This is a genomic window from Streptomyces sp. NPDC048521 (assembly GCF_043199855.1).
Lineage (GTDB): Bacteria > Actinomycetota > Actinomycetes > Streptomycetales > Streptomycetaceae > Streptomyces.
Genome location: NZ_JBICWR010000006.1, coordinates 180839 through 205305, shown reverse-complemented (window position 1 = coordinate 205305; position 24467 = coordinate 180839). Strand labels below are relative to the sequence as shown.

Sequence of the window (24467 nt, the reverse complement as noted above, 5' to 3'; positions counted from 1 at the left end):
CTGGGTGTGGTACGGCGGAACCGGAGGACGCGCAACGTGGCGCAGTCCACAGCGGGCTGTCGCGGATCATGTTGTCGCGATGGCGGAACGGCCGGGACAATGCCACTGAATGGCTTTGTCGCCTTTTTTGGGCGGGTCGTTCGTGCCGCTGGGCACGGACGCTCGTTCTTCACTACGGGGCGGTCGGTGCGCCGTTCCGGGTGAGCTGGTCGTAGGAGCACTAACCGATGGGCGAGGGGTACGCATGACGGACACCGGCCAGGTCCCGGGCGAGGGGCAGCCGGAGAGCGCAGGCATGGTGGAGCAGCCGGGCGTCTCCGCGCACGGTGCGTACACCTACCTCTCCGAGGCGCCCGCCGAGGACGAAGACCTGCTGCTGCCGGGTGCCCAGGGCGCGTGGGGCAACGAAGTGCCGCCACCCGCCCCGGAACCGGTGGTCGAGGCCGTCCACGAGCCGGGCCCGCACGAGACGGCCGGCCGGGACAGCGGCTCGGTCGACCTCAGCGGCGTCCGGCTGCCCGACTCGGGCCCGGCGTCCGTGCCGCCGTCACCCATCCTCTCGGCCCCGCACGACCCGGCGGCCGCCCCGCAGCCGCCGCGCCGCCCACTGCACCTCGGCCCGCCGATCCCCGACACCTCCGCGAGCCCGGTCCGCTCCCTCGCCGACCGCGGCCCCGCCGGAGCGCCGGTACGGCAGCCCGGTCCGCAGGCCACCGGCCCGGAGTACCTCGACGCGCAGCCCCCGCGCGACATGACCCCGCAGAGCGCGGCCCCCTGGGGCGCGGCACCGGCCGCCCCGGCCGACGCCGGTACCGCTCCCGCCGCGGTGGCGCAGGTCGGCGCGCCGGCACCGGCTGCCGAAACGGTTGACCCCGCCGCTCCGGTGGCGGACGCCTTCGCCGAACCGGTCGACCCGTCCGGCGCCGCCCAGGCCACCCTCGCCCGCCTGGCGACCCAGGCGGCCGCGCACGCCCCGGCCCAGGTGGTGCACGGCCACGACGGCGTCCAGCCGGCGCACGGCCACGACGGGGTGTACACGGCCCCGGTGCCGCAGGGACCCGATAGCACCCAGCAGACCGCCCAGGCGACCGGAGACGCTGCTGCCGTGGACGGTGGCCCGGTCGCAGAGGAGGGCCCCGCTGCGGGGAGCGCACCGGTGGCCGAGGCTCCGGTTGCGGTTCCGGACGCGGCAGAGGCGGAGACCGGGCCGACCCCGGAGGAGCTTCACGGCGTCCAGACGCCTGTTCCCGGCCAGGAGGCGGACACGGTCGAGCCAGCTCCCGTCCAGGAAGCGGCGGCCCAGCAGGCGCCGGAGGGCCACCAGGTCACGGACGCCGCTCAGCCGGGCGAGGCACCGGAGCAGGGCGTGAGCGTGCCGGAGGGTGCGGGCGGGGAGATGGTCGAAGGAGCGGTCCCGGGCCAGGACGCGGCCGAGACCGTTCCCGCCCCGCTCGGCGCCGAGACCGAAGTCACCGTTCCTGCGCAGGACCTGGCCGAGACCGCCGCCCAGCCGCAGCCCGACCCGTACGCCGAGGCCGTGGCCCAGGCTCAGGAAGCGGAGTCCGCGGAAGCCGAGTCCGGAGTCACGGCGGCTGAGCCCACGGCTGCGGAAGCGGCTCTGCCCGCCGCGGCGGACGCTCAGCCCGCCGACGCTGCCGTGCCCGCCGACGCGCAGGCCGTGCCCGCCGACGCGCAGGCCGTGCCCGCCGACGTTCAGATGGCGCCCGGCGTCGAAGCCCAGCCCACTGCCGAGCAGGTGTCGCCCGGCGCGGAGGCCCGGCCTGCCGATGCCGAGACCGTGCCCGCCGATGGTCAGGCCGTGCCTGCCGACGCTCAGATGACGCCCGGCGCCGAGGGCCAGCCCGCCGAGGTTCAGGCCGTGCCCACCGCGGAGCCTCAGCCCGCCGACGTTCAGGTGGCGCCCGGCGCCGAGGGTCAGCCCGCCGACGCTCAGGCCGTGCTTGCCACCGAGGCTGAGCCCGCCGAGGTTCAGGCCGTGCCCACCGCGGAGCCTCAGCCCGCCGACGTTCAGGTAGCACCCGGCGCCGAAGCTCAGCCCACTGCCGAGCAGGTCACGCCCGGCGCGGAGGCCCAGCCTGCCGATGCTCGGGGCGTGCCTGCCGACGCTCAGGCCGTGCTTGCCACCGAGGCTGAGCCCGCCGACGCTCAGGTAGCTCCCGGCGCCGAAGCTCAGCCCACTGCCGAGCAGGTGGCGCCCACCGCAGAGGGCCGGCCCGCCGAAGCACAGGCCGTGCCCACCGACGCTCAGCCCGTGCCCGCCGACGAAGTCGTCCAGGCACCCGTGTCGGCTGCGGCGCCCGAGTCCGTCGCCCCCGGCGCCGTACCGCCTCCGGTGGAAACCGAGGCCCCGGCGGCGCAGGACGCCTCACACGCCCAGGACGCCGTACAGGCCCCGGCCACCCCCGACGGCAGCGGCACGCCCGAGCCGCGTCTCCACCCGGCTCAGGGCCCACAGCTGGCCGGACCCGCCCCGGCTGAGTCCGCCCCGGGGCCGGTCGAGGGCGCCGCGGCCACGGCCACGCAGCCGTCGGCCGACGTCGCCACCGGACACGCGGTGGCTCCCGAGCAGTCGGCCTCCGCCGGTGCCGCCGAGGTGCTGCCGTCCAGCGTTCCGCTGGAGCTGCACCCGGAGCAGCCGCTCGGGCAGTTCGTGCCGGTGGACGGCCTGGTGCCGACCACCCCCCACCTCGCGCCGACCCCGCCGCAGCCCCTCGTGCTGCCCACGGAGGACGCACAGGACCCGCAGGGGCCCCAGAACCCGCAGAGGCCCCAGGCCTCGCAGAACACCCAGGCCTCGCAGGCCCCCCAGGAGGCGGCAGGGCCGGTGGCCACGGTGCCCGCACCGCGCGAGGGCGAGCCGGCCGCGCCGGATGCCACCCCCGATGTCGTACAGCACGCGGAGGACCTGCCGACCAGGGCCGCCGACCAGGAAGAGAGCGCGGCCGCAGTGGCAGAAGCACAGCAGTCCACCGGCCCGGCCGCGCCTGGCTACGCCGACGCCGAACGCGAGGCCGTCCTGAAGGTCATGCGCGAGCGCCGCGACATCCGCAACGGCTTCCGCAGCGACCCGATCCCGCACGAGGTGCTGCTGCGGGTCCTGGAGGCGGCCCACACCGCGCCCTCCGTGGGCCATTCGCAGCCCTGGGACTTCGTCGTCATCCGGTCCGCCGAGACCCGGCGCACCATGCACGAACTGGCGATGCGCCAGCGCGAGGCGTACGCCAAGTCGCTGCCCAAGGGCCGGGCGAAGCAGTTCAAGGAACTGAAGATCGAGGCCATCCTCGACACACCGGTCAATATCGTCGTCACCGCCGACCCCACCCGCGGCGGCCGTCACACCCTCGGCCGTCACACCCAGCCGCAGATGGCGCCCTACTCCTCGGCGCTCGCGGTGGAGAACCTCTGGCTCGCCGCCCGAGCCGAAGGCCTCGGCGTCGGCTGGGTCAGCTTCTTCGACGAGCGGGAGATGGTCCGCACGCTCGGCCTGCCCGAGCACCTGGAGGTCGTCGCGTACCTGTGTGTCGGGTACGTCGACGAGTTCCCGGACGAGCCGGAGCTGATGCAGGCCGGCTGGTCCAAGCGGCGCCCCCTGTCCTGGGTGGTGCACGAGGAGACGTACGGCCGCCGCGCCCTGCCCGGAGAGGACCCCCACGACCTGCTTGCCGAGACCGTCGCACAGATCCGCCCGCTCGACGCCAAGGCGCTCGGCGAGGCGTGGGAGCGCCAGAAGCGCATGACCAAGCCGGCCGGCGCACTCGGCATGCTGGAGATCATCTCCGCGCAGCTGTCCGGGCTGTCCCGGCAGTGCCCGCCGCCGATCCCCGAGCCCGCCGCCGTGGCGATCTTCGCGGGCGACCACGGCGTGCACGCCCAGGGCGTCACCCCGTGGCCGCAGGAGGTCACCGCCCAGATGGTGGCCAACTTCCTGGGCGGAGGCGCGGTCTGCAACGCCTTCGCCAACCAGGTCGGCGCCGAGGTGTGCGTCGTGGACGTCGGTGTCGTCGCCGACCTGCCGGCCACGCCCGGTCTGCTGCCCCGCAAGATCCGCGGTGGCACGTCCGACATGACCACCGGCCCCGCGATGACCCGCGAGGAGGCCAAGGCGGCCATCGAGGTGGGCATCGAGACCGCCCGCGACCTGGTGGCGGCCGGCAACAAGGCGCTGCTCACCGGCGAGATGGGCATCGCCAACACCACCGCGTCCGCCGCGCTGATCTCCGTCTTCACCGGTGCCGACCCGGCGGAGGTGACCGGTCGCGGCACGGGCATCAACGACGAGACCCTGGCCCGCAAGACCGAGGTCGTCCGCCGGGCCCTGGAACTCCACCAGCCCGACCCGGCCGACCCCATCGGCGTCCTCGCGGCCGTCGGCGGCTTCGAGCACGCGGCCATGGTCGGGCTGCTGCTCGGCGGCGCCTCGCTGCGTACGCCGGTGATCCTGGACGGCGTCAGCGCCGGCGCCGCCGCCCTCGTCGCCCGCGCGATCGCCCCCGAGGTCCTCGCGGCCTGCATCGCGGGCCACCGCAGCGCCGAGCCCGGCCACGTGGCCGCCCTCAACAAGCTGGGCCTGCGCCCCCTGGTCGACCTCGACCTCCGCCTCGGCGAGGGCACGGGCGCTCTGCTCGCCCTGCCGTTGGTGCAGAGCACGGCGAGGGCGATGCACGAGGTGGCCACGTTCGACTCGGCGGGTGTCACCGAGAAGTAGGACGTGGGTCCGTGGGCAGTCGTTCCGCACGGCGGGACGGGTGGGCGCGGACCCACGCACCCGCACCCGGCAACGGTGCTCAGCCACTGGACCAGCTGTGTCGCCCACAGCGCCGGCACCTTACAATTCCCGCACGTCAGAGGCCCTGCAGAGCCGCAGAGGCATCGCACCGCTGCACGAGGAGCCATCCCTCATGGCCGAACACCCCGCCTACCCCGTAGGCCTCCGCCTCTCCGGCCGTCGCGTGGTCGTCCTCGGCGGCGGTCAGGTGGCCCAGCGCCGCCTGCCGGCACTGATCGCGGCAGGCGCGGACATCGTCCTCGTGTCACCCGAGGCCACCCCGTCCGTCGAGGCGATGGCGGACGCCGGCGAGATCACCTGGCAGCGGCGGCCGTACGCCGAGGGCGACCTCGCCGAGGCCTGGTACGCGCTCATCGCCACCAGCGACGCCGAGGCCAACGCACAGGCCTCCGCCGAGGCCGAGCGGCACCGCGTCTGGTGCGTGCGCTCCGACGACGCCGACCAGGCGACCGCCTGGACGCCGGCGACCGGCCACAGCGAGGGCGTCACCGTCGCCGTGCTGACCACGCAGGCGCGCGGCCGCGATCCCCGCCACACCGCCGCCATCCGGGACGCGGTCGTCGAGGGTCTGCGCGACGGCACCCTCGTCGCCCCGCACCACCGCACCCGCACCCCCGGTGTCGCCCTGGTCGGCGGCGGGCCCGGCGACCCGGATCTGATCACCGTCCGCGGCCGCCGGCTGCTCGCCGAGGCGGACGTCGTCATCGCCGACCGGCTCGGGCCCCGCGACCTGCTCGCCGAACTCCCGCCGCACGTCGAGGTCATCGACGCGGCGAAGATCCCGTACGGCCGTTACATGGCCCAGGAGGCCATCAACAACGCGCTGATCGAACACGCCAAGCAGGGCAAGTCGGTCGTCCGGCTCAAGGGCGGGGACCCGTTCGTCTTCGGCCGCGGCATGGAGGAGGTCCAGGCGCTCGCCGAGGCCGGGATCCCGTGCACGGTGGTCCCCGGCATCTCCAGCTCGATCTCGGTACCGGGCGCGGCCGGTATCCCGGTCACGCACCGGGGTGTCGCCCATGAGTTCACCGTGGTCAGCGGCCATGTCGCCCCCGACGACGAGCGGTCCCTGGTCGACTGGCCCTCGCTGGCCAGGCTCACCGGCACGCTGGTGATCCTGATGGGCGTCGACAAGATCGGGAAGATCGCCGAGACGCTCGTCGCGTACGGCAGGTCTCCCGAGACCCCGGTGGCCCTGGTCCAGGAGGGCACCACGGCCGCGCAGCGCCGGGTGGACGCCACCCTCGCCACGGTCGCCGAGACCGTGACCGCCGAGGACGTGAAGCCCCCGGCGGTCATCGTCATCGGCGCGGTCGTGAACGTCGGCCCGGAATCCGTGGCTTGATCAGGCGTAACCCCGGGTAACACACCCGCTCCCAGCCGTTGGCACCCCACCCAGGACAAGGCAGTATCACCCTGTGGCCGATCTCATCACCGTCGAGGACCCCGACGACCCCCGTCTGTCCGACTACACGGGCCTGACCGACGTCGAGCTGCGCCGCAGACGCGAGCCCGCCGAGGGCCTGTTCATCGCCGAGGGCGAGAAGGTCATCCGCAGGGCCAAGGAAGCCGGCTACGAGATGCGCTCCATGCTGCTCTCGGCCAAGTGGATCGACGTCATGCGTGATGTCATCGACGAGCTGCCGGCCCCGGTGTACGCCGTCAGCCCGGATCTCGCCGAACGGGTCACCGGCTACCACGTGCACCGCGGCGCCCTCGCCTCCATGCAGCGCAAGCCGCTGCCGACGGCGGCCGAACTGCTGCGCTCCGCCCGCCGGGTCGTGGTCATGGAGTCGGTCAACGACCACACCAACATCGGCGCGATCTTCCGCTCGGCCGCAGCCCTCGGCATGGACGCGATCCTGCTGTCACCGGACTGCGCCGACCCGCTGTACCGGCGCAGCGTCAAGGTCTCCATGGGCGCGGTGTTCTCGGTGCCGTACGCGCGCCTCGACACCTGGCCCAAAGGACTGGAGTCGGTCCGCGAGGCCGGCTTCACCCTCCTCGCGCTCACCCCGGACGAGAAGGCCCGCACCCTGGACGAGGCCGCCCCGCACACGATGGACCGGGTGGCGCTCATGTTGGGCGCGGAGGGCGACGGACTGTCCACCCAGGCGCTGGTCGCGGCCGACGAATGGGTCCGCATCCCCATGTCCCACGGCGTCGACTCGCTCAACGTGGGCGCGGCGGCAGCGGTGGCCTTCTACGCGGTGGCCACCGGCCGGCCGGGGTACTGAGCCCGCCGCTCGGCGCTCACTTCCCGAAATCCCGGCTCGGCGTCGACTGCTGTTCGTCGGACACCGGCTTGCCGCTGCCCAGCGGCGTCACGCTCGGCTGCGCGTGCCGCTGCCGCTGGACGCCGCCGTCACCGCCGAGCCCGCGTGCCGGACCCTGGCAGCCCTGCGCCACCGCGATGCCGAGCGCCACGAGCAGCGTCACCACCACGAACACGAACAGCCGCTGCCGCAGCAGCCGCGGATTGGCCGGCCGCAGCCCGGTCCCCGTCGTACGCTGCCCCGGCCGCTTGGAACCGCCGCGCGGAGCGGGCCGGCTCCCGCTGCCGGAGCGCCCGGAACCGCCGCGCGGCACCGGGGTCGGGCGTGCCGTACCCGGCCGCGAGGTCACACCCGCGCCGCGCGCGCCGCTGCCGCCCCGGGAGGGCACTGCGCCGCGCGCCGGCGTACCGCCACGGGAGGGCGCACCACCGCGCGGCAGCGGTGTGCCGGGGGAGGCGCGCCGCTGGGTGCGCTGCTGCTCCGGATAGGTGTCGACGAGCCGTCCGGTGGGCCGGTCCGCCTCGGCGGCGCGCGGCGCCGGCGGCCGTACGTCGGGCAGGCCCTGCGCCTCGCGGGCGGCGATCTCCTTGAGCCGCAGCGACAGCTGCAGCGTGCTGGGCCGCTCGTCGGGAGACTTGGCCAGACAGGCCCGGATCAGCGGGGCGAGCGCGTCCGGTACGCCGTGCAGGTGCGGCTCCTCGTGCACCACCCGGTACAGCATCACCTCGGAACTGCCCTGCCCGAAGGGCGAGTCGCCGGTCGAGGCGTACGCCAGGGTCGCGCCCAGCGAGAAGACGTCGGTCGCGGGGGTGACCGCCGCGCCGCGCACCTGCTCCGGGGCGAGGAAGCCGGGGGAGCCGACCGCGGTGCCCACATGGGTGAGCGTGGAGGCGCCGGTGGCCCAGGCGATGCCGAAGTCGATGATCCGCGGCCCCTTGGGGGACAGCAGGATGTTGGACGGCTTCAGGTCCCGGTGGACGACGCCGGCCTCGTGCACGGCGACCAGCCCCTCGGACAGGGCCGCGCCGACCGCCGCCGTGTCCGCCGCGCCGAGCGGGCCCTCGTCGGCGACCTTGTCGTGCAGGGACGGCCCGGGCACGTACTGGGTGGCGAACCAGGGCCGCTCGGCCTCCAGGTCGGCGGCGACCAGCCGGGCCGTGCACCCTCCCCGGATGCGCCGGGCCGCGGAGACCTCGCGGGCGAACCGGGACCGGAACTCCTGGTCCTCCGCGAGGTCGGGCCGGATCACCTTGAGCGCGACCCGCTGGCCCTTCTTGTCGGAGCCGAGATAGACCACGCCCATCCCGCCCGCGCCGAGCCGTCGGTGAAGCCTGAACGAGCCGACGACGCGCGGGTCCTCGCGCCTCAGGCGCATCATCGCCATGTTCATCCCCGCTGCCCGGTCCCTGTGACGTGGCACAGCTTACGTTTCCCCGGCCGCCTGCGCGCAGAGGCCGCGCCCTCTCGGGCGGGTGGATTGTGCGGGCCCGGCGCAGGAGATGAAACACGGTCAGCAACCCGTCCCGGCCGGTGTCCTTGAGTGACCGGCTCCCTCAACCGCGCGGCGGAACAGGGAGGTTGGGCTCGCGACGGATCTGTGCAGGCCGGGGCACACTTCCGCCGTGGCGCCGACGCGGACGGCTCGCGGAGGTGGACGAGGAGTGGATCACGCACCACCCATGGCACCGCTCCCACCCGCGGTGGGAGTGATCGAAGTCACTTCGCCCGGCTCATCGGGCGCTTCCCGAAATGACGGGACACACCGGGCACCCCTTCCGGGAAGACCCCGAGACCTGAGACCGCGTCTCCACCCAGGGGAGTAGTCGGCAGGCCATGGCTCATCCTTCGGGAGGCCCGCCAATCGGTACGAGGGCATGACGTCCGCCGCCCGCCCCGCGCCTAGATTTGAGGTCAAGCGGCGGGTGCAGCACTCGTCCCCCGAGGTCAGACACCCGCCGCTGCCGAACGACAACCGAGACGGTCAGGAGAGGAACCATGGCCCACACGGCACCGCGACGCACAGCGTTCGCCCCCCGCCGGACGGGTCGCCGCCACCCCCTGGTGGCGACGCTCATGGCCCTTCCCCTGGCGGCCCTTCTCCTGCTCGTCTTCGACGGCTGGGAGACGGTGGCCACACAGGCGTCGTCCGTGGGTGCGATGCTGGGGCGCTGAGCGGCGACCCCAGGCCCGGAAGAGCGGTCCGGGCGGGGACATCCATCCATGAAACCCCGTGGGGACGGGGGTGCGGCGGACGGCACAAATGCCGGCGCAGCTGGGGAGCTGCGCCGGCATTGCGCCGTTGTAGGGGGAGTGGCGCGGTCGGGCGCCACCTGGCTGTCGACGGTCGTGCCGTCGGGGTCGCGACCCGTCCGGCGGCGGCCGTCGTACCGCCGTGGCTCCGGGCAGTCGTGCCGCCGGGGCGCACGGGCGCAGCGGCACCCCGCAGCGCGGGCAGGCGACCACGGTCCGCCCAGCCCCGGCGCCGGGCACCAGGACAACCCGCACCCGGCACCTCCGCGGCCGCCGCGTACGCTCACCCCGCACCCCCGACCCGCGAGGCCTCCGTGAACCTCCTCCCCGCACTCTCCGCAAAGGTCACAGCCGCCGCCCACCCACAGACCGGCGAAGCCGGCTGCACGTGCGGCACCTTCGCCCCCCTCGCCGACCGGCCCGACGCCACCGTCGTACGCCATGCCGGCACCGTCGCGAAGGCCCACGCCCCCGGTACCGACCCCGCCGAGCTGAGCCTCCGCCTGGCAACCGCCGCGCGCCTCCCCGACGTCCTGCTGCCCCCGCTCACTCCCACCCCGACCCCCCTCCACGACCGTCTGGTCACCTTCTGGCCGTACGGCACCCCCGTGGACCCGGACGACCCGGACGCGGCCCCTTGGGAGGCCGCGGCCACACTCCTGGCCCGACTCCACAACACGGCCCTTCTCCACGCGGCGACCCCTCTCGACCCCACGGCCCCGCCCCACAGACCGCCCCCTCTCGACGTCACGGCTCCTCTCGACGGCGGGGCCGCTCTCCACGGCCCGACCCCTCTCGACGACCCGGCTTCTCCAGACAGCCCGGCTCCTCTAGACGCCGTGGCTCCTCTCGACGGCGGGGCCGCTCTCCATGGCCCGACCCCACCCCACAGCCCGGCCCTTCACCATGTCGTGGCCCCTCTCCACACCCCGGCCCCTCCCCACGGCGGAGCTCCCCTCGCCGGCCCGACCCCGCCCCACGGCAACACCCCACTCGCCCCCCTGCCTCCCATGCGCGGCCCCACCAAGGCGGCCCGTGCCGTCGGTCGGCTGCGCGCCGCCCTGCGCGGTGACCCCCACGAAGGCGCCCGCCCCGTTCTCCGGGCTTGGGCCGCGCTTCCCGGCTGGGCCCGGGCGGAGGCGCCGATGCCAGGACCGGCGGCCCTCTGCCACGGTGATCTGCATCTCGGCCAGCTCGTCCGGCACCCGGCGCCGGACGGTCCCTGGCGGCTGATCGACGTGGACGACCTCGGTGTCGGCGTACCGGCCTGGGACCTTGCCCGCCCCGCCGCCTGGTACGCCTGCGGACTGCTCCCGCCCGACGAGTGGTCCCGCTTCCTGAGCGCCTACCGGCGGGCCGCCGGCCCAGCCGTACCCCCGGACGGCGATCCCTGGCCCGCGCTGGACGTCCCGGCCCGCGCCCTCACCGTGCAGACGGCGGCCGCGGCGGTCACCAAGGCGCTCGCCGCGGGCCGACCCCTGGACGAGGTGGAGCAGGCCCTGGTCGACGCCTGCGACCGAATGACGTCCGTCCCCGCCCAGTTGACGTCCGGATTCCCGGACTAGGCTGCAACCGCCCGGGTCCGGACGGAGTCTGTCCTGGGGAAGCACGAAGCAGGACCGACCGGCGAGGAGTTGAGCCGACCATGCAGTGTCCGAAGTGCCATGCGCCGATGCACACCTACAACCGCAACGGCGTCCAGATCGAGCAGTGCAGCGGCTGCCGCGGCATCTTCCTCGACTACGGCGAGCTGGAGGCGCTGACCCGTCTCGAGTCCCAGTGGTCCCAGCCGGCCCCGCCGCCCCCGCCCGCCCCGCAGGCGTACCCGGCTCCGGCCGCGCCCGCCTGGGGCGCCCCGCACGGCGGCGGCCACCAGGGAGGCCACTACGGCGGTCACCACCGCCACAAGAGCTTCGGCCACATGCTGTTCTCCAGCTGACCGCCGAGTCCACGAAGAAGCCCCCGGCCGTACGAGACGGCCGGGGGCTTCTTGTCGCGTGGACGATACTGGGATTGAACCAGTGACCTCTTCCGTGTCAGGGAAGCGCTCTCCCGCTGAGCTAATCGTCCGCGGGCTGTGACCCGGGAGTCACAGTCTGTGCGCGATACTGGGATTGAACCAGTGACCTCTTCCGTGTCAGGGAAGCGCTCTCCCGCTGAGCTAATCGCGCGGGTACGGATCTCCGAGAAGACCCTCGGACCTTCGAAGAAGACCCAGTGGACGATACTGGGATTGAACCAGTGACCTCTTCCGTGTCAGGGAAGCGCTCTCCCGCTGAGCTAATCGTCCTTGGAGGTGGAGACGGGATTTGAACCCGTGTAGACGGCTTTGCAGGCCGTTGCCTCGCCTCTCGGCCACTCCACCAGGAGTGTAGGGGATCGGGACGACCCCTTCTTCCTTCGAGCGGACGACGAGGCTCGAACTCGCGACCTCAACCTTGGCAAGGTTGCGCTCTACCAACTGAGCTACGTCCGCTTGTCCTTCCGGACCGCTTCCGCGTCCCGGCGACGTGTTGAACTCTAGCGGATTCCCGGGCCAGCACAAAAACGCGTTTGCGCAGCGTGCTGCGGTGCGTTTGGCGGACCCGGTGGTCAGGGCCCCCTCCGGGACATCCCCGGGCCACCTCCCGGACAGCCGCCCTAGACTCGACAACGTGCTCCACCACCCATCCGCCTCTCCTCCGCTGGCCCGTTTCGGCGACCGCGTCGCCACCGGCCTCCTCGACGTCACCAGTGATCCGGCCGCTCTGGACTCCACCGGCTTCTGGGCCGTCTGCGCGGATTTCGAGGGCCGGCTGACCTGCGCCCGCTTCGGGCACGTGCGGCGGGAGCCGGTGCCGGCCCCGGTACCGGGCGGCTGGCGGGGTCCGGCGGTGGGGGAGTGGACCTCCTCACTGGACCGCGACGCGTACACCGCGGCCGTCCGCCGGATCCGCGAGCACATCGCGTCAGGCGAGGTCTACCAGGCCAACCTCTGCCGGGTGCTCAGCGCCCCCGTCGCCCCGGACGCCGACGTGGACGCCTTGACCGCGCTGCTGGCCCGGGGCAATCCCGCGCCGTACGGAGGAACGATTCGCCTTCCGGAGCAGGGCGTGGAGATCGCCACCGCCTCGCCCGAACTGTTCCTGCGCCGGGACGGCCGGATCGTGGAGTCGGGGCCCATCAAGGGCACCGGGCGGACCGAGGCGGACCTCCTGGAGAAGGACTACGCCGAGAACGTGATGATCGTGGACCTCGTCCGCAACGACATCGGGCGCGTCTGCGCGACCGGCAGCGTGACGGTCCCCGACCTGTGCGCCGTCGAGAAGCACCCCGGCCTGGTCCACCTGGTGTCGACGGTCCGCGGCGAGCTGCGGGCCGGGGCCGGGTGGCCGGAGCTGCTGGCCGCCGCCTTCCCGCCGGGCTCGGTGACCGGCGCGCCGAAGTCGAGCGCCCTGAGGATCATCGAGGCCCTGGAGACGGCCCCGCGCGGGCCGTACTGCGGTGGCATCGGCTGGGTGGACGCGGACCGGGGCACGGGCGAGCTGGCGGTGGGTATCCGCACCTTCTGGATCGACCGCGCCGAAGGCGTCCTGCGCTTCGGTACCGGCGCCGGCATCACCTGGGGGTCCGACCCCGAGGGCGAGTGGCGGGAGACCGAGCTGAAGGCGTCCCGCCTGCTCAGGGTAGCGTCGGGAGCGTACGAGGAGCCCGAGGCGGGCGGGGCGGGAAGCAACGAAAGGGCGTTCGCATGAGGATCTGGCTGGACGGTGCGCTGCGGGACCTGGATTCCGCCCGCGTCTCCGTCTTCGACCACGGGCTGACGGTCGGCGACGGCATCTTCGAGACGGTGAAGGCGGTCGACGGCAGGCCCTTCGCGCTCACCCGCCACCTCGACCGGCTGACCCGCTCGGCCCGCGGCCTCGGCCTGCCCGACCCCGACCACGACGAGGTCCGCCGCGCCTGCACGGCGGTGCTGGAGGCCAACCCGATGCCGCTCGGCCGGCTGCGGATCACGTACACCGGCGGTCACGGCCCGCTCGGCTCCGACCGCGGCGAGCACGGACCCACCCTGGTCGTCGCCCTCGGCGGGACCACCCGCCGCCCGGACTCCACCGCGGTGATCACCGTCCCGTGGACCCGCAACGAGCGCGGCGCCCTCACCGGCCTGAAGACCACCTCCTACGCCGAGAACGTCGTCGCCCTGGCCCGCGCCCATCAACACGGCGCCTCCGAAGCGCTGTTCGGCAACACGGTCGGACAGCTCTGCGAGGGCACCGGTTCGAACGTCTTCGTCGTCCTGGACGGCGAGATCCACACCCCGCCGGTCGCCTCCGGTTGCCTCCCCGGCATCACCCGCGCCCTGACGGTCGAGTGGACGGGCGCCAAGGAGACGGAACTGCCGCTGGACGTCCTGGAGCGGGCCGACGAGGTCTTCCTGACCTCCACCCTGCGCGACGTGCAGGCGGTGCACCGGGTCGACGACCGGGAACTGACCGGCACCCCGGGGCCCGTGACCACCAAGGCGATGCGGATCTTCGACGAGCGCTCCGGGCAGGACCAGGACCCCTGATCCCGGCGAACGGGCCGACAGGAGTGAACCGGCTGCCGCGAGCCGACGGGCTGCCGTGTGCCGGTTGCCGTCGGCCAACCGGCTGCCGTGAGGGACCATGCTGCCGCGCATGACCCGGCCATCCTGGGCCGAGGGGCCGCCTCAGCGCCGAAAACGGGCTGACGGGGCGGGCCACCGTGGGTAGAACACCTGTGATGACCACGACCCTGCGGCCGACCGAGCCGCTCCGGCGCCACCCCGACGGGACCCGCTCCCGCCGCTACCAGGTGTGCGTGAACAGCCGTCCCGTCGGCGAGATCCACCTCGGCACCTCGCCGGCCCTCGGCGATTCGGTGGCCCGCGTCCTCGAGCTGCGGATCGCCGAGCCCGACCGGCGGCGCGGCCGGGGCACGGTGGCCGCGCTCGCCGCGGAGGAGGTGGCGCGCGGCTGGGGCTGCCGGCAGATCGAGACACTCGTCCCGGCCGCGGCGGATGTCGCCCTGCGGCTGTTCGGCGCCCTCGGCTACACCGTGCGCAACCGCGGCATGGAGAAGCGCCTCGGGACCACCCCGCCGGAACTGCCGCCCGGCAGCCACGCGCGGCCCATGACCGAGGCGGAGTTCGCCGCCTGGCGCGCGCAGGAGGGCGAGCGGTACGCGCGGCAGTGGATCGAGCGGGGCGTCCCCGAAGCCGCGGCTCGTGCCAAGGCGCGCCGTGACCACGAGCGGCTGCTGCCCAGCGGGCTCGCCACCGACGGCACGGTCTTCAGCGTCCTGGAGCACGAAGGAGCCCGCGTGGGCACCCTGTGGGTGGCCCTGGAGGACGTCAAGGCCTTCGTGTTCGACGTCGAGACCGACCCGGCCCACCGTGGTCGTGGACACGGTCGAACGCTCATGCTGCTGGCGGAACGCCAGGCGATCGAGGCCGGCCTGCCGGTCCTCGGCCTCAACGTGTTCGCCGGCAACGCACCGGCCGAGCGGCTGTACGCGTCACTCGGCTACGAGACGGTGACCCACTCCCTGTCCAAGCCCCTGCTCTAGGACACCCCGCTCCACGCCCCTGCCCCGGTCCTCCAGCCGCTGCTTCAGGACGTCCACTCCACGCCCCTGCTCCGGCGCTCCAGGACATCCAGCCGCTGCTTCAGGACGCCCCGCCCGGCTCAGGCCCCCTGTTCGGCCAGCAGCCGGTCGGCGATCTCCTCGATCCGCTCGCGCAGCCCCTCCTGGCTCTTGCCGCCGTCGAGGCGCTCACCGCCGATGACGTACGTCGGGGTGCCGGTCACGCCGATGGCCTTGCCCTCGGCCTGGTCGGCGTCGACGATCAGGATGTGCCGGCCGTCGATCAGCGCGGTGTCGAACTCCTCGGCGTCCAGCCCGAGTTCGCGGGCCACGTCGACCAGGAAGGGTTCCCCCTGACGGTCCAGCTCCGCCACCCGCTCCAGCACGGCCTCCACGTACGGCCAGCCCTTGCCCTGCTCCAGCGCCTCCTCGGCGGCCTGGGCGGCGGCGAAGGCGTGCTTGTGCTTCTCCAGCGGGAAGTGCCGCAGGCGCAGTTCCAGCCGGTCGCCGTAGCGGGCGCGCAGGGCGCGGACGTCGTCCAGGGCGGTGCGGCAGTCGGGGCACTGCAGTTCGCACCAGACGTCGAGGACGAGGGCATCGGTGCGTGCGGGGGAGGAGTCGCTCATGCGCCCCAGTCTTCCAGGCCGGGCGCGGGTGACCCAATCGGACGCCAGGGCGCCGCAGGCAGGACGGCCCCCGGGGCACCGGCGGCTGTCGGGACACCGGCACTCCAGGAGGAGGCGACCCGGAGATGTCCCTGATGTCCGCCGGGAGCATGGCCTCACGCGGACCGGGCGGTGCAGGATGGAAGGGACGAACCGCACCTCGCCGATGCCGGTGCGGCTTCCATGCCCCCCGTTCACCCGACCGAGCCCGCCCAGGAGGACCGGATGATTGCCGAGACCGTCTGCTCCGCCGTGTCCGCCGCGGGCCTTGGCATCGCGGGAGTCACGGCCTACCGCAAGCGCTTCTTGGCGGCGGCCCGTGTCGCGGCCTACTCGCTCGTGCCGGTCGGCCTCGTGATGACCGGTGTCGTCGGCTGGCTCGCCGACACCGCGTTCAGTCCCACCGCCTGGGCGGGCTTCGGGGTGCTGGGCGCGGCCTGGCTGCTGTTCGCCGGCACCCGCGCCGTGGAACGCCGACGCGGGGGCACCGGATCCCAGCGCGCGGCGGCCAAGGGAGCGGGACGGGAGGTGGTGGCGCCCGCGGCCTCGGCACCTTCCCTGGGCGAGGCCCGTCCCGCGGCCCGACCGGCCGCGGCGCCCCGGGCCGCCGACTCGGGCGACGACTTCGGCGACATCGAGGCCATCCTCAAGAAGCACGGCATATGACAGTCACACGACTCGCGGAAACGACACACTGAGTCCCGGGACGTCCGGAATCGTTCACCAGCCGAACGAGAGATCACGGTAATCGGCGAACTCACGCAAGATCCTCGTGCTTGATCGCGCCCGGTCTGCCGGTTGGGCCATCATCGGCCGCGAGATGCTGGACACGAGACAGAGCGAGGCCACGCCGCCGAAGGACGAGCCGCGCGGATGCCTCTTCGCCCTTTCCCAGCCACCGCTGATGATCTTCCTTGCGGTGATCGGGTGTCTGCTCCTCATGGCTGCGCTGCACGATCTGCTGTTGCTGTGAGCCGTACGCGTCCGTCCCGGCGCCACCCGCCGGGGCCGACGTCGGCACCGGCCACGCACCGGGCGCCGGAGCGGAGCGGACCGCACAGCCCGTCCGGCGGTGTCAGCCCGTCGCTTCCTTGCGCCGGGCCCGGTAGGCGGCGACATGCAGACGGTTGCCGCAGGTGCGGCTGTCGCAGTAGCGGCGCGAGCGGTTACGGGAGAGATCGACGAAGGCGCGCCGGCAGTCGGGTGCCTCGCAGCGCCGCAGCCGCTCCTGTTCCCCGGCCACCACGAAGAAGGCGAGCGCCATCCCGCAGTCGGCGGCGAGATGGTCGGCCACGGAGGCACCGGGCGCGAAGTAGTGCACATGCCAGTCGTAGCCGTCGTGGTCCGTCAGGCGCGGGGTGGTGCCCGCCGCGGCGACCAGCTCGTTGATCAGTCCCGCGGCGGAGCGGGCGTCCGGGGCCGCGAAGATCCCGGCGAACCGGCCCCGGACCTTGCGCACCGCCGAGAGGTCGAACTCGGACAGTACGCCGACGTCGCTGATCTCGTGGCTTCGCACGAAAGCGGCGAGAGCCGTGACGTCCGGCAGTCCGTCCGCCGCCGCGTCATCCTCCGGCGCGGTGTTCACCAGATCCACCACCGTGTCGAGGGCGCACCGGGTGTCGTGGGTGATCAGCACGTTTTGCTCCCTGGCCTGGGTGTCGGGCGGGCGCCCGCCGATGCTGGCCGATGGTAGCGACAACCGCGCCCATCGCACCGGCCTCCGCCCGACCGCGATCGCCGGGAGAACGCCTCCGTGTGCCAGGGGGTTCCCGATCACGCCGACGCGGATGGCCAGGTCGCCGCCCCGCCCGGCAGCGCGGGCGCACAACCCGACGCCGCCCCGCGAACACTCACGGTGACGGCGCCGGCCTGTGCCGTATGCGGTTGTCTTGGCCCGAGCCGTCTCCCCGAGTGGACGGCGCCGGGCTGCTCGGAAGGGCCGCGACCGCGGCCTAGCTCTCCGCCAGGATGTGCGAGAGCTCCTGATCGAGGTCGAAGTGCCGGTGCTCCGTGCCGGGCGGCACGGCGGCGTCGGTTCGCTTCAGGAAGGACTCGAGGGCCCGCGCCGGGGCCTCGAGCAGGGCCTCCCCCTCCGGGGAGCTGAGGGCGATGCACACGACGCCCTGACCATGACTGCGGGATGGCCAGACGCGGACGTCGCCGGTGCCGGTGGGCCGGTGGAGGCCCTCGGCGAGGAGGTCGCGGGCGAACACCCACTCGACGGTCTCCTCGGCTCCGGTGTGGAAGGTGGCGTGCACGGCGTAGGGGTCGGCCGTGTCGTACCGCAGGCCTGCGGGGACAGGCAGGGAGGACTCGCTCGACACAACGAGGCGCAGGTGCAGCTCGCAGCTGACCGTGGTGTTCATAAGCGCCAGGGCCTTTCGCTCAGTGTGCGCTCGGGGATTCGCACGTCGGCGAAATCGACATGCCACCTACGGTGCCGTTGTAAACCCCTCTGAGGGTTTTGCGTGTGTTTACGTAACTCTTCCGGCCGAGAACTCGTACCAGACCTACGACCATTCCAGTGACTGGATTCACTCCGGTAGGGTTTGTCTGTATGAATACGGGGAGTGACCAGCAGGGCGAGATCGCTATGACGGCGGACGGGGTCGCGGCGGCGGACGAGCCGGACGAGACGAAGGCGGACGGACGAGTGGGCGAGGACGGTGCCGAGCACGGGCTCGGCTCCCGCGCGCCGGAATTCATCAAGGCCCGCCGGGCCCTGCACCTGAGCTGGCAGGTCGGCGTCTTCGTGGTCGGCCTGGCGGTCGTCGGCGCCGGCATCGTCATGCTGCCGCTGCCGGGACCCGGCTGGGTGGTGATCTTCGGCGGCATGGCGATCTGGGCGACCGAGTTCGTCTGGGCCCAGCTCGTGCTCCGCTGGACGAAACGCAAGGTCACCGAGGCGGCCCAGCGGGCGCTCGACCCGAAGGTGCGCCGCCGCAACATCACCCTCACCGTGATCGGGCTGGTGATCGTCGGGGCGCTGGCCGGGTTCTACCTGTGGAAGTTCGGAGTCGTGATGCCGTGGAAGATCAAGGACCAGTGATCCACCGCGGGGGCCCGGCCGCCCATCGGCCCGGCCCCCGGTCGGAAGCACGCCCTGACATGGGGTAATGTTCTTCCTGCGCCCGGGCGATTAGCTCAGTGGGAGAGCGCTTCGTTCACACCGAAGAGGTCACTGGTTCGAACCCAGTATCGCCCACCCGGACCGACGGCCCACCTGCCAGAGCAGGTGGGCCGTCGGCGTATGCGCCGTAGTTCCGCAGAGGTCGCGCCCCCGCGTGGGGCAGCGCCCCCGCGTCCGCCCGGGGCCGGCCATCGGCCGCGTACGAAGGTGGCCGGCCGCGGGTGCCCGATCGACCCGCTCCGGGCCCGGGGACGGGCACGCACGCCAGGAGCGTGGGGCGGCGAGCGGCCACCCCCACCCGTCCTCCGGTTCGATCGTCCCGGCTCGGTGCATGGCAGACGCCTGGACGTGCGTGTTTGCCGAACCGGCAACAAACCTCGTGCCCACCATGCCGCGCCCCGGACCATCGTTGTTGCCCAGCCCCGCCCCTGCCCGCACCTCCGCCTCGGCCCCTGCCCACGCCCCACGCCCCACGCCCCACGCCTGCCACACTTCCGCGTCCGCCCTCGACCGCGCCCCTGCCCACGCCTCCATTCCCGACCGCACCCCCACGCCGCCGGGGACTCCCTCGGCCCCAGCCCCGCCCCTGCCCGCACCTCCGTCCCCGCCTCGCCCCTGCCCGCACCTCCGTCCCCGCCTCGCCCCTGCCCGCACCACCGCCTCGGCCCCAGCCCCGTCCCTGCCCGCACCTCCGTCCCAGCCCCGCCTCCGCCCCGTCCCGCCTCTGACCATGCCCCCTTCCGCCCCTGCCCCGCCCCCGCCATCCGCCCACCTCAAGGAGCCTGTCGTGTCACATCACCCGACCCGGATCCACCGCCTGGTGCCCTCCCCGGCCGGCCGCATTCACCTCGTCGAGCAGGGGCGCGGCCCGCTCGTGCTGCTCGTGCACGGGTTCCCGGAGTCCTGGTACGCCTGGCGGCACCAGTTGCCTGCCCTGGCCGATGCCGGTTATCGCGCGGTCGCCGTCGACGTCCGTGGCTACGGCCGCTCCTCCAGGCCGGCGGCCGTGGAGGCGTACCGGATGCTCGAGCTGGTCGCGGACAACGTCGCCGTGGTGGAGGCCCTGGGCGAGGAGTCCGCGGTGGTCGTGGGGCACGACTGGGGTGCGTCCATCGCCGGAATCTCGGCGCTGACCAGGCCCGATGTGTTCCGCGCCGTGGGTCTGCTGGGCGTGCCGTACACCCCGCCCGGTGGTCCGCGGCCCAGTGAGGTCTTCGCGCGGATGGGCGGCGAGGAGGAGTTCTACGTCTCCCGCTTCCAGCAGCCGGGCCGGGCGGAAGGGGAGATCGAGCCCGACGTGCGCGGCTGGCTCGCCGGCTTCTACGCGGCCCTGTCCGCCGACACGATGCCCGCGCCGGGTGCCCCGGACCCGCACTTCGTCAGCCCTGGCGGCACCCTGCGGGAACGCTTCCCCACCGGCCCCCGGCCGGGCTGGCTGGCTGAGGAGGACCTCGACGTCTACGCGGGGGAGTTCGAGCGGACGGGTATGACCGGGGCACTGAACCGTTACCGCACCATGGACCGGGACTGGGCGGACCTGGCCGGTCACAACGGCGCCCCGCTCACGCAGCCGTCGCTGTTCATCGGGGGCGCACAGGACGCCTCGCTCGCCTGGCTGGCCGACGCCGTCAAGGCGTACCCCGAGACCCTGCCCGGCCTCCTGGGCTCGCACGTCATCGACGGTTGCGGCCACTTCGTCCAGCAGGAACGCCCGGACGAGACGAACCGGATCCTCGTCGACTGGCTGGCTTCGCTGCCCGCCTGAGCACTCGTTCGGCCTGTCGGCCGCACCGCGCTCACCTGCGCGAAGGCCGGCAGGCCGGCGCCGGGCCGCCACCGGTCCCAAGAAAATCCTGTCCGAATCATTGACGCACCCCGGGCCCCTCCGTAACTTGTGCCAGCAAGCGCTTACTTGAAACGATTCATGACGGCGGCGACGACGCTGCGGGGAGGGCCCGACTGTGGGAACCAGGAATCTTGAGAGGCGTACGATCCTGAAGGCGGCCGGGGTCTCGGCGGCCACGCTCGGGCTCGCCGCGACGACCGGGTGCGGCAGTGGAAGCGGTTCCGGGAGCGGAACGGTGACGATCCGTTACTCCTGGTGGGGTGCCGAGGAGCGGGCCAAGAAGATCAATCAGACCATCGCGCTCTTCGAGAAGAAGTACCCGAAGATCAAGGTCAAGACCGACTTCCAGACATACCAGTCCTTCTGGGAGAAGTTCCAGACGCAGGCCGCCGGCGGAAATCCTCCGGACGTTTTCCAAAACGCCGTCACTTTTCTCCGGAAGTACGACAAGCGTGGAATTCTTCTCGACCTCAAGTCCCAGGTGCAGGCCGGCAATCTGAGCCTGGATCACTTCCGCGCGGACGTCACCAAGGTCGGCGAGGTCGACGGCAAGCAGCTCGGCGTTCCCGTCGGCTCCAACACCATGGCGCTCGTCATCGACAAGAAGGTCTTCCGGCAGGCGGGCGTCGAACCGCGGCAGGGCTGGACCTGGGACGAGTACTTCAAGGCCCTGAAGACCGTGCACGACAAGACGAAGATCCCCGGGGACACCGGCTACTTCACCATCATGTACCTGTACGACCTCTACCTCCGGCAGAACGGCAAGGCGTTCTTCACCAAGGACGGACTGGGCTTCGACCAGGCCGATCTGACGGAGTGGTGGGCCGACGGCTACAACCGCGTCAAGGCCGGCATCGTCACCGATCCCAAGGTCGTCTCCCAGGACCAGCCGAAGTCCTCGCTCTCCGCCCGCCACGGGGCCTCCGAGTTCACCTGGGACAACTTCACCGTCCGCTACTCGGCGGAGGGCGAGAGCACCTACGGGCTCGCACCGATCCCCACCACGGACGGCAAGCGGACCGGCCAGTACCTCGCCTCCCTGATGCTCAGCGCCTCCGCCCGCACCTCGCACCCCAAGGAAGTCGCCCAGTTCATCGACTTCATGGTCCACGACCCCGCGGTCGGCAGGATCATGGGCTACGACCGGGGCATCCTCGCGAGCACCGAACAGTACGAGGCCTACAAGCCGACCGACGCGGTCAACAAGGAGATCGCGCAGTACGAGGCAGACACCGCCAAGTCAGGGGTCCTTGGCGCGATCACCCCGCACCCCTCCGGTGCCGACACCATCGAGGCCGCCTTCCTGCGCATCGGCGGCGACCTCGGACAGGGCAAGACGAAGGTCACGGACGCGGTGAAGCAGTTCTTCACCGAGTCCGAGGCCGCCTTCGAGGCGTGATGGGAAGTGCCGTGACGCTCGTCAAGGACTCCGTGCCCGTGACCCGCAGGACCCGCTCGGCCGCCACCGCCACCGCGGGGCGGCCGGGCCGCCGGCGGGAGAACCTCGCCGGCTACCTCTTCATGTCCCCGTGGATCGCCGGCTTCCTGCTGCTGACCGCGGGCCCCATGGTCGCCTCGCTGTACTTCGCGTTCACCGACTACAACCTCTTCAACACCCCCAAGTGGGTCGGGTTCGACAACTTCACCAAGATGTTCGACGACCCGAGATGGCAGAAGTCGGTGGAGGTGACGGCCAAGTACGTCGTCATCGGCACCCCGCTGAAGCTGCTCCTCGCGCTCGGTGTCGCCCTGCTGCTCGCGCAGAGCCGGCGCGGCCAGGCGTTCTACCGGGCCGCCTTCTACGCCCCCTCGCTCATCGGCGCGAGCGTCTCGGTCGGCTTCGTGTGGCGCTCGCTCTTCTCCGACGGCGCGATCGTGGACCGTACGCAGACCTTCCTCGGCTTCCACGTCGGCGGCTGGGTGGGCAACGCCGACTGGGTGCTGTACTGCCTGGTCGCGTTGACCGTCTGGCAGTTCGGCGCGCCCATGGTCATCTTCCTGGCCGGACTCAAACAGGTGCCCAGGGAGCTGTACGAGGCCGCCGAGATGGACGGCGCCGGACCCTTGCGGAGGTTCTGGAACATCACCCTGCCGATGATCTCCCCGGTGCTCTTCTTCAACGTGCTCCTGGAGACCATCCACTCCTTCCAGATCTTCGGCTCCGCCTACGTCGTCTCCAACACCTACTGCGGTCCGGCCGACGCCACGCTCGTCTACACCTGCTACCTCTACCAGCAGGGCTTCAAGAACTCCCAGATGGGCTTCGCCTCCGCCATGGCCTGGATGCTGCTGCTGGCCGTGGCCCTGGTGACGGCCGTCCTCTTCTGGTCCCAGAAGAAGTGGGTGCACTACGAGGAGGACGCCCGATGAGTGCGACCACCACCAAGCCCGCCGTCCTCAACCGCCGGCGCACCGGATCCCTCGCCTGGCACCTCGGCGCCCTGCTGATCCTCGCCGTCATCCTCTACCCGGTCGTCTGGGTCGTCGGCGCCTCGTTCAAGCCCAGCAAGAACATCATCAACAGCCTCACGCTCTTGCCGTCCCGCCCGATCCTGTCCAACTTCAAGGGCCTCGCCGACGGCATAGCGGACATCTCGATCTGGACGTTCTTCCAGAACTCCCTCTTCTACGCGCTCGGCGCCGTCGCCGGCGTCCTGATCTCCTGCTCGCTGACCGCGTACGCCTTCGCACGCATCCACTTCGCCGGGCGCAACCTGCTCTTCTCCCTCATGATCGGCACGCTCCTGCTGCCGTACCACGTGCTGCTGATCCCGCAGTACGTGATGTTCCAGAAGCTGGGCTGGATCAACACCTACACCCCGCTGCTGATCGGCAAGTACCTCGCCACCGAGGCCTTCTTCGTCTTCCTCATGGTGCAGTTCATGCGCAACCTGCCCCGCGAGCTGGACGAGGCCGCCCGCCTCGACGGCTGCGGACACCTGCGCATCTACTGGTCGATCGTGCTGCCCCTGTGCCGGCCCGCCCTGATCACCAGCGCGATCTTCACCTTCATCAACGCCTGGAACGACTTCATGGGCCCGCTGATCTACCTGAACGAGCCCGGTAAGTACACCGTCTCCCTCGGCCTGATGATGTTCCGCGACTCCGACGGAGTGGCCGCCAACTACGGCGGCATGATCGCCATGTCGCTGGTCGCGCTGCTGCCGGTCCTGCTGTTCTTCCTCGCCTTCCAGCGCTATCTGATCGACGGCATGGCGACCTCCGGACTGAAGGGCTGAGGCGGTCACCATGGCCGACGTGCGCGTGAAGGCACGCAAGGAGTCCGTGTTCGCCGAGCGGTTCGGGGTCTTCGCCGAGTGTCTGCTGACCGGTGTGTGGATCGCGGTGGCCTCGCTGGGCGTGGTCACCTACCCCGCCGCCTTCGCCGCCGGCGCCCGGCACCTGCGCCGCCGTACGGGGCATCAGGGCGGCGGCCTGCGCGAGTTCACCGCCGACTTCCGGGCCGCCCTGCACGGGGGCTGGGCGGCCGGCCTCGCCGGCTGGGTCGCCGCGGCCCTGGCCTGGGTGGACGTACAGGCCGTGCGGGCCGGGCTGCCCGGCGGGCCGCCGGTGGGGGCCGCGGGACTGTTCGCGCTGCTGGGGCTCGCCGTGGCCGGGCTGCGCGCGGCCGTCGTCTGGACGCCCGGGGACAGCTGGCGGGCACTGCTCGCCGCCGCCGGTCGCCGTACGGTCCGCGACCCCGCCGGATCCTTCCTGCTCGTCGGCGGTGCGGTCCTCACCGTCTGTTCCGCCCTGCTCGTCGCGCCGCTGGCGGTCCCCGTGCTCGGGGCCGTCGCGGCGGCGGCCGTCGCGGTGGAGGAGCGCTACCGGCGCCGCTGAGCCAGGCGGTGTGCTCGCTCAAGGTCGGTGCCCTCGACGCCGCACCTCCAACTGTCATGCCCCT

General features: G+C 72.6%; 21 protein-coding genes and 6 tRNA genes. 18 read left to right on the top strand and 9 right to left on the bottom strand.

Features of this window, described 5'->3' with window-relative positions; genetic code table 11:
• The first annotated feature begins 244 nt into the window (after positions 1-244).
• From cobT to ACGFRF_RS16770, 3 genes are all read left to right on the top strand, one after another.
• Positions 245-4726, top strand: a complete 4482-nt coding sequence (gene cobT, locus ACGFRF_RS16780; RefSeq protein WP_393740457.1) for a nicotinate-nucleotide--dimethylbenzimidazole phosphoribosyltransferase — start codon at positions 245-247, stop codon at positions 4724-4726.
• A gap of 193 nt (positions 4727-4919) precedes the next feature.
• A complete protein-coding gene (cobA, locus tag ACGFRF_RS16775; protein ID WP_393740455.1) occupies positions 4920-6152 on the top strand; it encodes a uroporphyrinogen-III C-methyltransferase in 1233 nt (410 codons plus the stop codon).
• 73 nt (positions 6153-6225) lie between these two features.
• Positions 6226-7044, top strand: a complete 819-nt coding sequence (locus tag ACGFRF_RS16770) for a TrmH family RNA methyltransferase (protein ID WP_393740453.1) — start codon at positions 6226-6228, stop codon at positions 7042-7044.
• A gap of 16 nt (positions 7045-7060) precedes the next feature.
• Here ACGFRF_RS16770 and ACGFRF_RS16765 read toward each other — a convergent pair whose 3' ends face one another.
• On the bottom strand, positions 7061-8473 hold the full coding sequence (locus ACGFRF_RS16765) for a serine/threonine-protein kinase (protein ID WP_393740451.1): 1413 nt from the start codon (positions 8471-8473) through the stop codon (positions 7061-7063).
• Positions 8474-9078: 605 nt separating this feature from the next.
• Here ACGFRF_RS16765 and ACGFRF_RS16760 point away from each other — a divergent pair.
• The 3 genes from ACGFRF_RS16760 (at position 9079) to ACGFRF_RS16750 (ending at position 11272) form a co-directional block, all read left to right on the top strand.
• Positions 9079-9255, top strand: coding sequence for a hypothetical protein (locus tag ACGFRF_RS16760; RefSeq protein ID WP_014671580.1), 177 nt, complete (start codon positions 9079-9081; stop codon positions 9253-9255).
• 392 nt (positions 9256-9647) lie between these two features.
• Complete coding sequence (locus ACGFRF_RS16755; protein WP_393740449.1) at positions 9648-10898, top strand: phosphotransferase; 1251 nt, start codon at positions 9648-9650, stop codon at positions 10896-10898.
• An 80-nt stretch (positions 10899-10978) separates the two neighbouring features.
• A complete protein-coding gene (locus ACGFRF_RS16750; protein ID WP_393740447.1) occupies positions 10979-11272 on the top strand; it encodes a zf-TFIIB domain-containing protein in 294 nt (97 codons plus the stop codon).
• Between the two features lie 59 nt (positions 11273-11331).
• Here the strand turns inward: ACGFRF_RS16750 and ACGFRF_RS16745 are convergent.
• From ACGFRF_RS16745 to ACGFRF_RS16725, 5 genes are all read right to left on the bottom strand, one after another.
• Positions 11332-11403, bottom strand: a tRNA-Val gene (locus tag ACGFRF_RS16745).
• 29 nt (positions 11404-11432) lie between these two features.
• Positions 11433-11504: transfer RNA gene (locus ACGFRF_RS16740), tRNA-Val, on the bottom strand.
• 47 nt (positions 11505-11551) lie between these two features.
• Positions 11552-11623: transfer RNA gene (locus ACGFRF_RS16735), tRNA-Val, on the bottom strand.
• A 1-nt stretch (position 11624) separates the two neighbouring features.
• A tRNA-Cys gene (locus tag ACGFRF_RS16730) sits at positions 11625-11698 on the bottom strand.
• A 38-nt stretch (positions 11699-11736) separates the two neighbouring features.
• Positions 11737-11809: transfer RNA gene (locus ACGFRF_RS16725), tRNA-Gly, on the bottom strand.
• Positions 11810-11987: 178 nt separating this feature from the next.
• Between ACGFRF_RS16725 and ACGFRF_RS16720 the strand changes: the two genes are divergently transcribed.
• The 3 genes from ACGFRF_RS16720 (at position 11988) to ACGFRF_RS16710 (ending at position 14904) form a co-directional block, all read left to right on the top strand.
• Positions 11988-13067, top strand: coding sequence for a chorismate-binding protein (locus tag ACGFRF_RS16720; protein WP_393740445.1), 1080 nt, complete (start codon positions 11988-11990; stop codon positions 13065-13067).
• Complete coding sequence (locus tag ACGFRF_RS16715; RefSeq protein WP_393740443.1) at positions 13064-13885, top strand: aminotransferase class IV; 822 nt, start codon at positions 13064-13066, stop codon at positions 13883-13885. The genes ACGFRF_RS16720 and ACGFRF_RS16715 overlap by 4 nt, the downstream gene beginning before the upstream one ends.
• Positions 13886-14079: 194 nt before the next feature.
• Positions 14080-14904, top strand: coding sequence for a GNAT family N-acetyltransferase (locus ACGFRF_RS16710; RefSeq protein WP_393740441.1), 825 nt, complete (start codon positions 14080-14082; stop codon positions 14902-14904).
• A 119-nt stretch (positions 14905-15023) separates the two neighbouring features.
• On the opposite strand, the gene ACGFRF_RS16705 is transcribed toward ACGFRF_RS16710, so the two are convergent.
• Positions 15024-15548: a DsbA family protein gene (locus ACGFRF_RS16705; RefSeq protein ID WP_393740439.1), complete on the bottom strand. Its 525-nt coding sequence runs from the start codon at positions 15546-15548 to the stop codon at positions 15024-15026.
• Positions 15549-15812: 264 nt separating this feature from the next.
• Here ACGFRF_RS16705 and ACGFRF_RS16700 point away from each other — a divergent pair, with 264 nt between their 5' ends.
• Both ACGFRF_RS16700 and ACGFRF_RS16695 read left to right on the top strand, forming a co-directional pair.
• Positions 15813-16253, top strand: coding sequence for a hypothetical protein (locus ACGFRF_RS16700; RefSeq protein ID WP_393740437.1), 441 nt, complete (start codon positions 15813-15815; stop codon positions 16251-16253).
• A gap of 106 nt (positions 16254-16359) precedes the next feature.
• A complete protein-coding gene (locus ACGFRF_RS16695; protein ID WP_393740893.1) occupies positions 16360-16560 on the top strand; it encodes a hypothetical protein in 201 nt (66 codons plus the stop codon).
• A 102-nt stretch (positions 16561-16662) separates the two neighbouring features.
• Here the strand turns inward: ACGFRF_RS16695 and ACGFRF_RS16690 are convergent, their stop codons facing one another.
• Both ACGFRF_RS16690 and ACGFRF_RS16685 read right to left on the bottom strand, forming a co-directional pair.
• A complete protein-coding gene (locus tag ACGFRF_RS16690; protein ID WP_393740435.1) occupies positions 16663-17223 on the bottom strand; it encodes a CGNR zinc finger domain-containing protein in 561 nt (186 codons plus the stop codon).
• A 316-nt stretch (positions 17224-17539) separates the two neighbouring features.
• Entirely contained in the window at positions 17540-17953 is a 414-nt protein-coding gene (locus ACGFRF_RS16685) for an SsgA family sporulation/cell division regulator (protein ID WP_004002642.1), read from the bottom strand.
• Between the two features lie 191 nt (positions 17954-18144).
• Here ACGFRF_RS16685 and ACGFRF_RS16680 point away from each other — a divergent pair, with 191 nt between their 5' ends.
• The 7 genes from ACGFRF_RS16680 to ACGFRF_RS16650 all read left to right on the top strand — a co-directional run bounded on the left by ACGFRF_RS16680 (position 18145) and on the right by ACGFRF_RS16650 (position 24403).
• A complete protein-coding gene (locus ACGFRF_RS16680) occupies positions 18145-18636 on the top strand; it encodes a TIGR02611 family protein (protein WP_393740433.1) in 492 nt (163 codons plus the stop codon).
• An 84-nt stretch (positions 18637-18720) separates the two neighbouring features.
• Positions 18721-18792, top strand: a tRNA-Val gene (locus ACGFRF_RS16675).
• Positions 18793-19447: 655 nt separating this feature from the next.
• On the top strand, positions 19448-20482 hold the full coding sequence (locus tag ACGFRF_RS16670) for an alpha/beta fold hydrolase (protein WP_393740431.1): 1035 nt from the start codon (positions 19448-19450) through the stop codon (positions 20480-20482).
• A 196-nt stretch (positions 20483-20678) separates the two neighbouring features.
• Positions 20679-21962, top strand: coding sequence for an ABC transporter substrate-binding protein (locus ACGFRF_RS16665; RefSeq protein ID WP_393740429.1), 1284 nt, complete (start codon positions 20679-20681; stop codon positions 21960-21962).
• A gap of 11 nt (positions 21963-21973) precedes the next feature.
• On the top strand, positions 21974-22933 hold the full coding sequence (locus tag ACGFRF_RS16660) for a carbohydrate ABC transporter permease (protein WP_393740427.1): 960 nt from the start codon (positions 21974-21976) through the stop codon (positions 22931-22933).
• Positions 22930-23802: a carbohydrate ABC transporter permease gene (locus ACGFRF_RS16655; protein ID WP_393740425.1), complete on the top strand. Its 873-nt coding sequence runs from the start codon at positions 22930-22932 to the stop codon at positions 23800-23802. Before ACGFRF_RS16660 ends, ACGFRF_RS16655 begins: the two co-directional genes overlap by 4 nt.
• Before the next feature lie 10 nt (positions 23803-23812).
• On the top strand, positions 23813-24403 hold the full coding sequence (locus tag ACGFRF_RS16650) for a hypothetical protein (protein WP_393740423.1): 591 nt from the start codon (positions 23813-23815) through the stop codon (positions 24401-24403).
• Positions 24404-24467 lie beyond the last annotated feature (64 nt).

Excerpts from the sequence above, each read along its gene's own strand:
- cobT (WP_393740457.1), top strand. The coding sequence starts at position 245 with ATGACGGACACCGGCCAGGTCCCGGGCGAGGGGCAGCCGGAGAGCGCA.
- cobA (WP_393740455.1), top strand. The coding sequence starts at position 4,920 with ATGGCCGAACACCCCGCCTACCCCGTAGGCCTCCGCCTCTCCGGCCGT.
- ACGFRF_RS16765 (WP_393740451.1), bottom strand. The coding sequence starts at position 8,473 with ATGAACATGGCGATGATGCGCCTGAGGCGCGAGGACCCGCGCGTCGTC.
- ACGFRF_RS16760 (WP_014671580.1), top strand. The coding sequence starts at position 9,079 with ATGGCCCACACGGCACCGCGACGCACAGCGTTCGCCCCCCGCCGGACG.
- ACGFRF_RS16750 (WP_393740447.1), top strand. The coding sequence starts at position 10,979 with ATGCAGTGTCCGAAGTGCCATGCGCCGATGCACACCTACAACCGCAAC.
- ACGFRF_RS16715 (WP_393740443.1), top strand. The coding sequence starts at position 13,064 with ATGAGGATCTGGCTGGACGGTGCGCTGCGGGACCTGGATTCCGCCCGC.
- ACGFRF_RS16710 (WP_393740441.1), top strand. The coding sequence starts at position 14,080 with ATGACCACGACCCTGCGGCCGACCGAGCCGCTCCGGCGCCACCCCGAC.
- ACGFRF_RS16705 (WP_393740439.1), bottom strand. The coding sequence starts at position 15,548 with ATGAGCGACTCCTCCCCCGCACGCACCGATGCCCTCGTCCTCGACGTC.
- ACGFRF_RS16700 (WP_393740437.1), top strand. The coding sequence starts at position 15,813 with ATGATTGCCGAGACCGTCTGCTCCGCCGTGTCCGCCGCGGGCCTTGGC.
- ACGFRF_RS16685 (WP_004002642.1), bottom strand. The coding sequence starts at position 17,953 with ATGAACACCACGGTCAGCTGCGAGCTGCACCTGCGCCTCGTTGTGTCG.
- ACGFRF_RS16680 (WP_393740433.1), top strand. The coding sequence starts at position 18,145 with ATGAATACGGGGAGTGACCAGCAGGGCGAGATCGCTATGACGGCGGAC.
- ACGFRF_RS16670 (WP_393740431.1), top strand. The coding sequence starts at position 19,448 with ATGCCCCCTTCCGCCCCTGCCCCGCCCCCGCCATCCGCCCACCTCAAG.
- ACGFRF_RS16655 (WP_393740425.1), top strand. The coding sequence starts at position 22,930 with ATGAGTGCGACCACCACCAAGCCCGCCGTCCTCAACCGCCGGCGCACC.
- ACGFRF_RS16650 (WP_393740423.1), top strand. The coding sequence starts at position 23,813 with ATGGCCGACGTGCGCGTGAAGGCACGCAAGGAGTCCGTGTTCGCCGAG.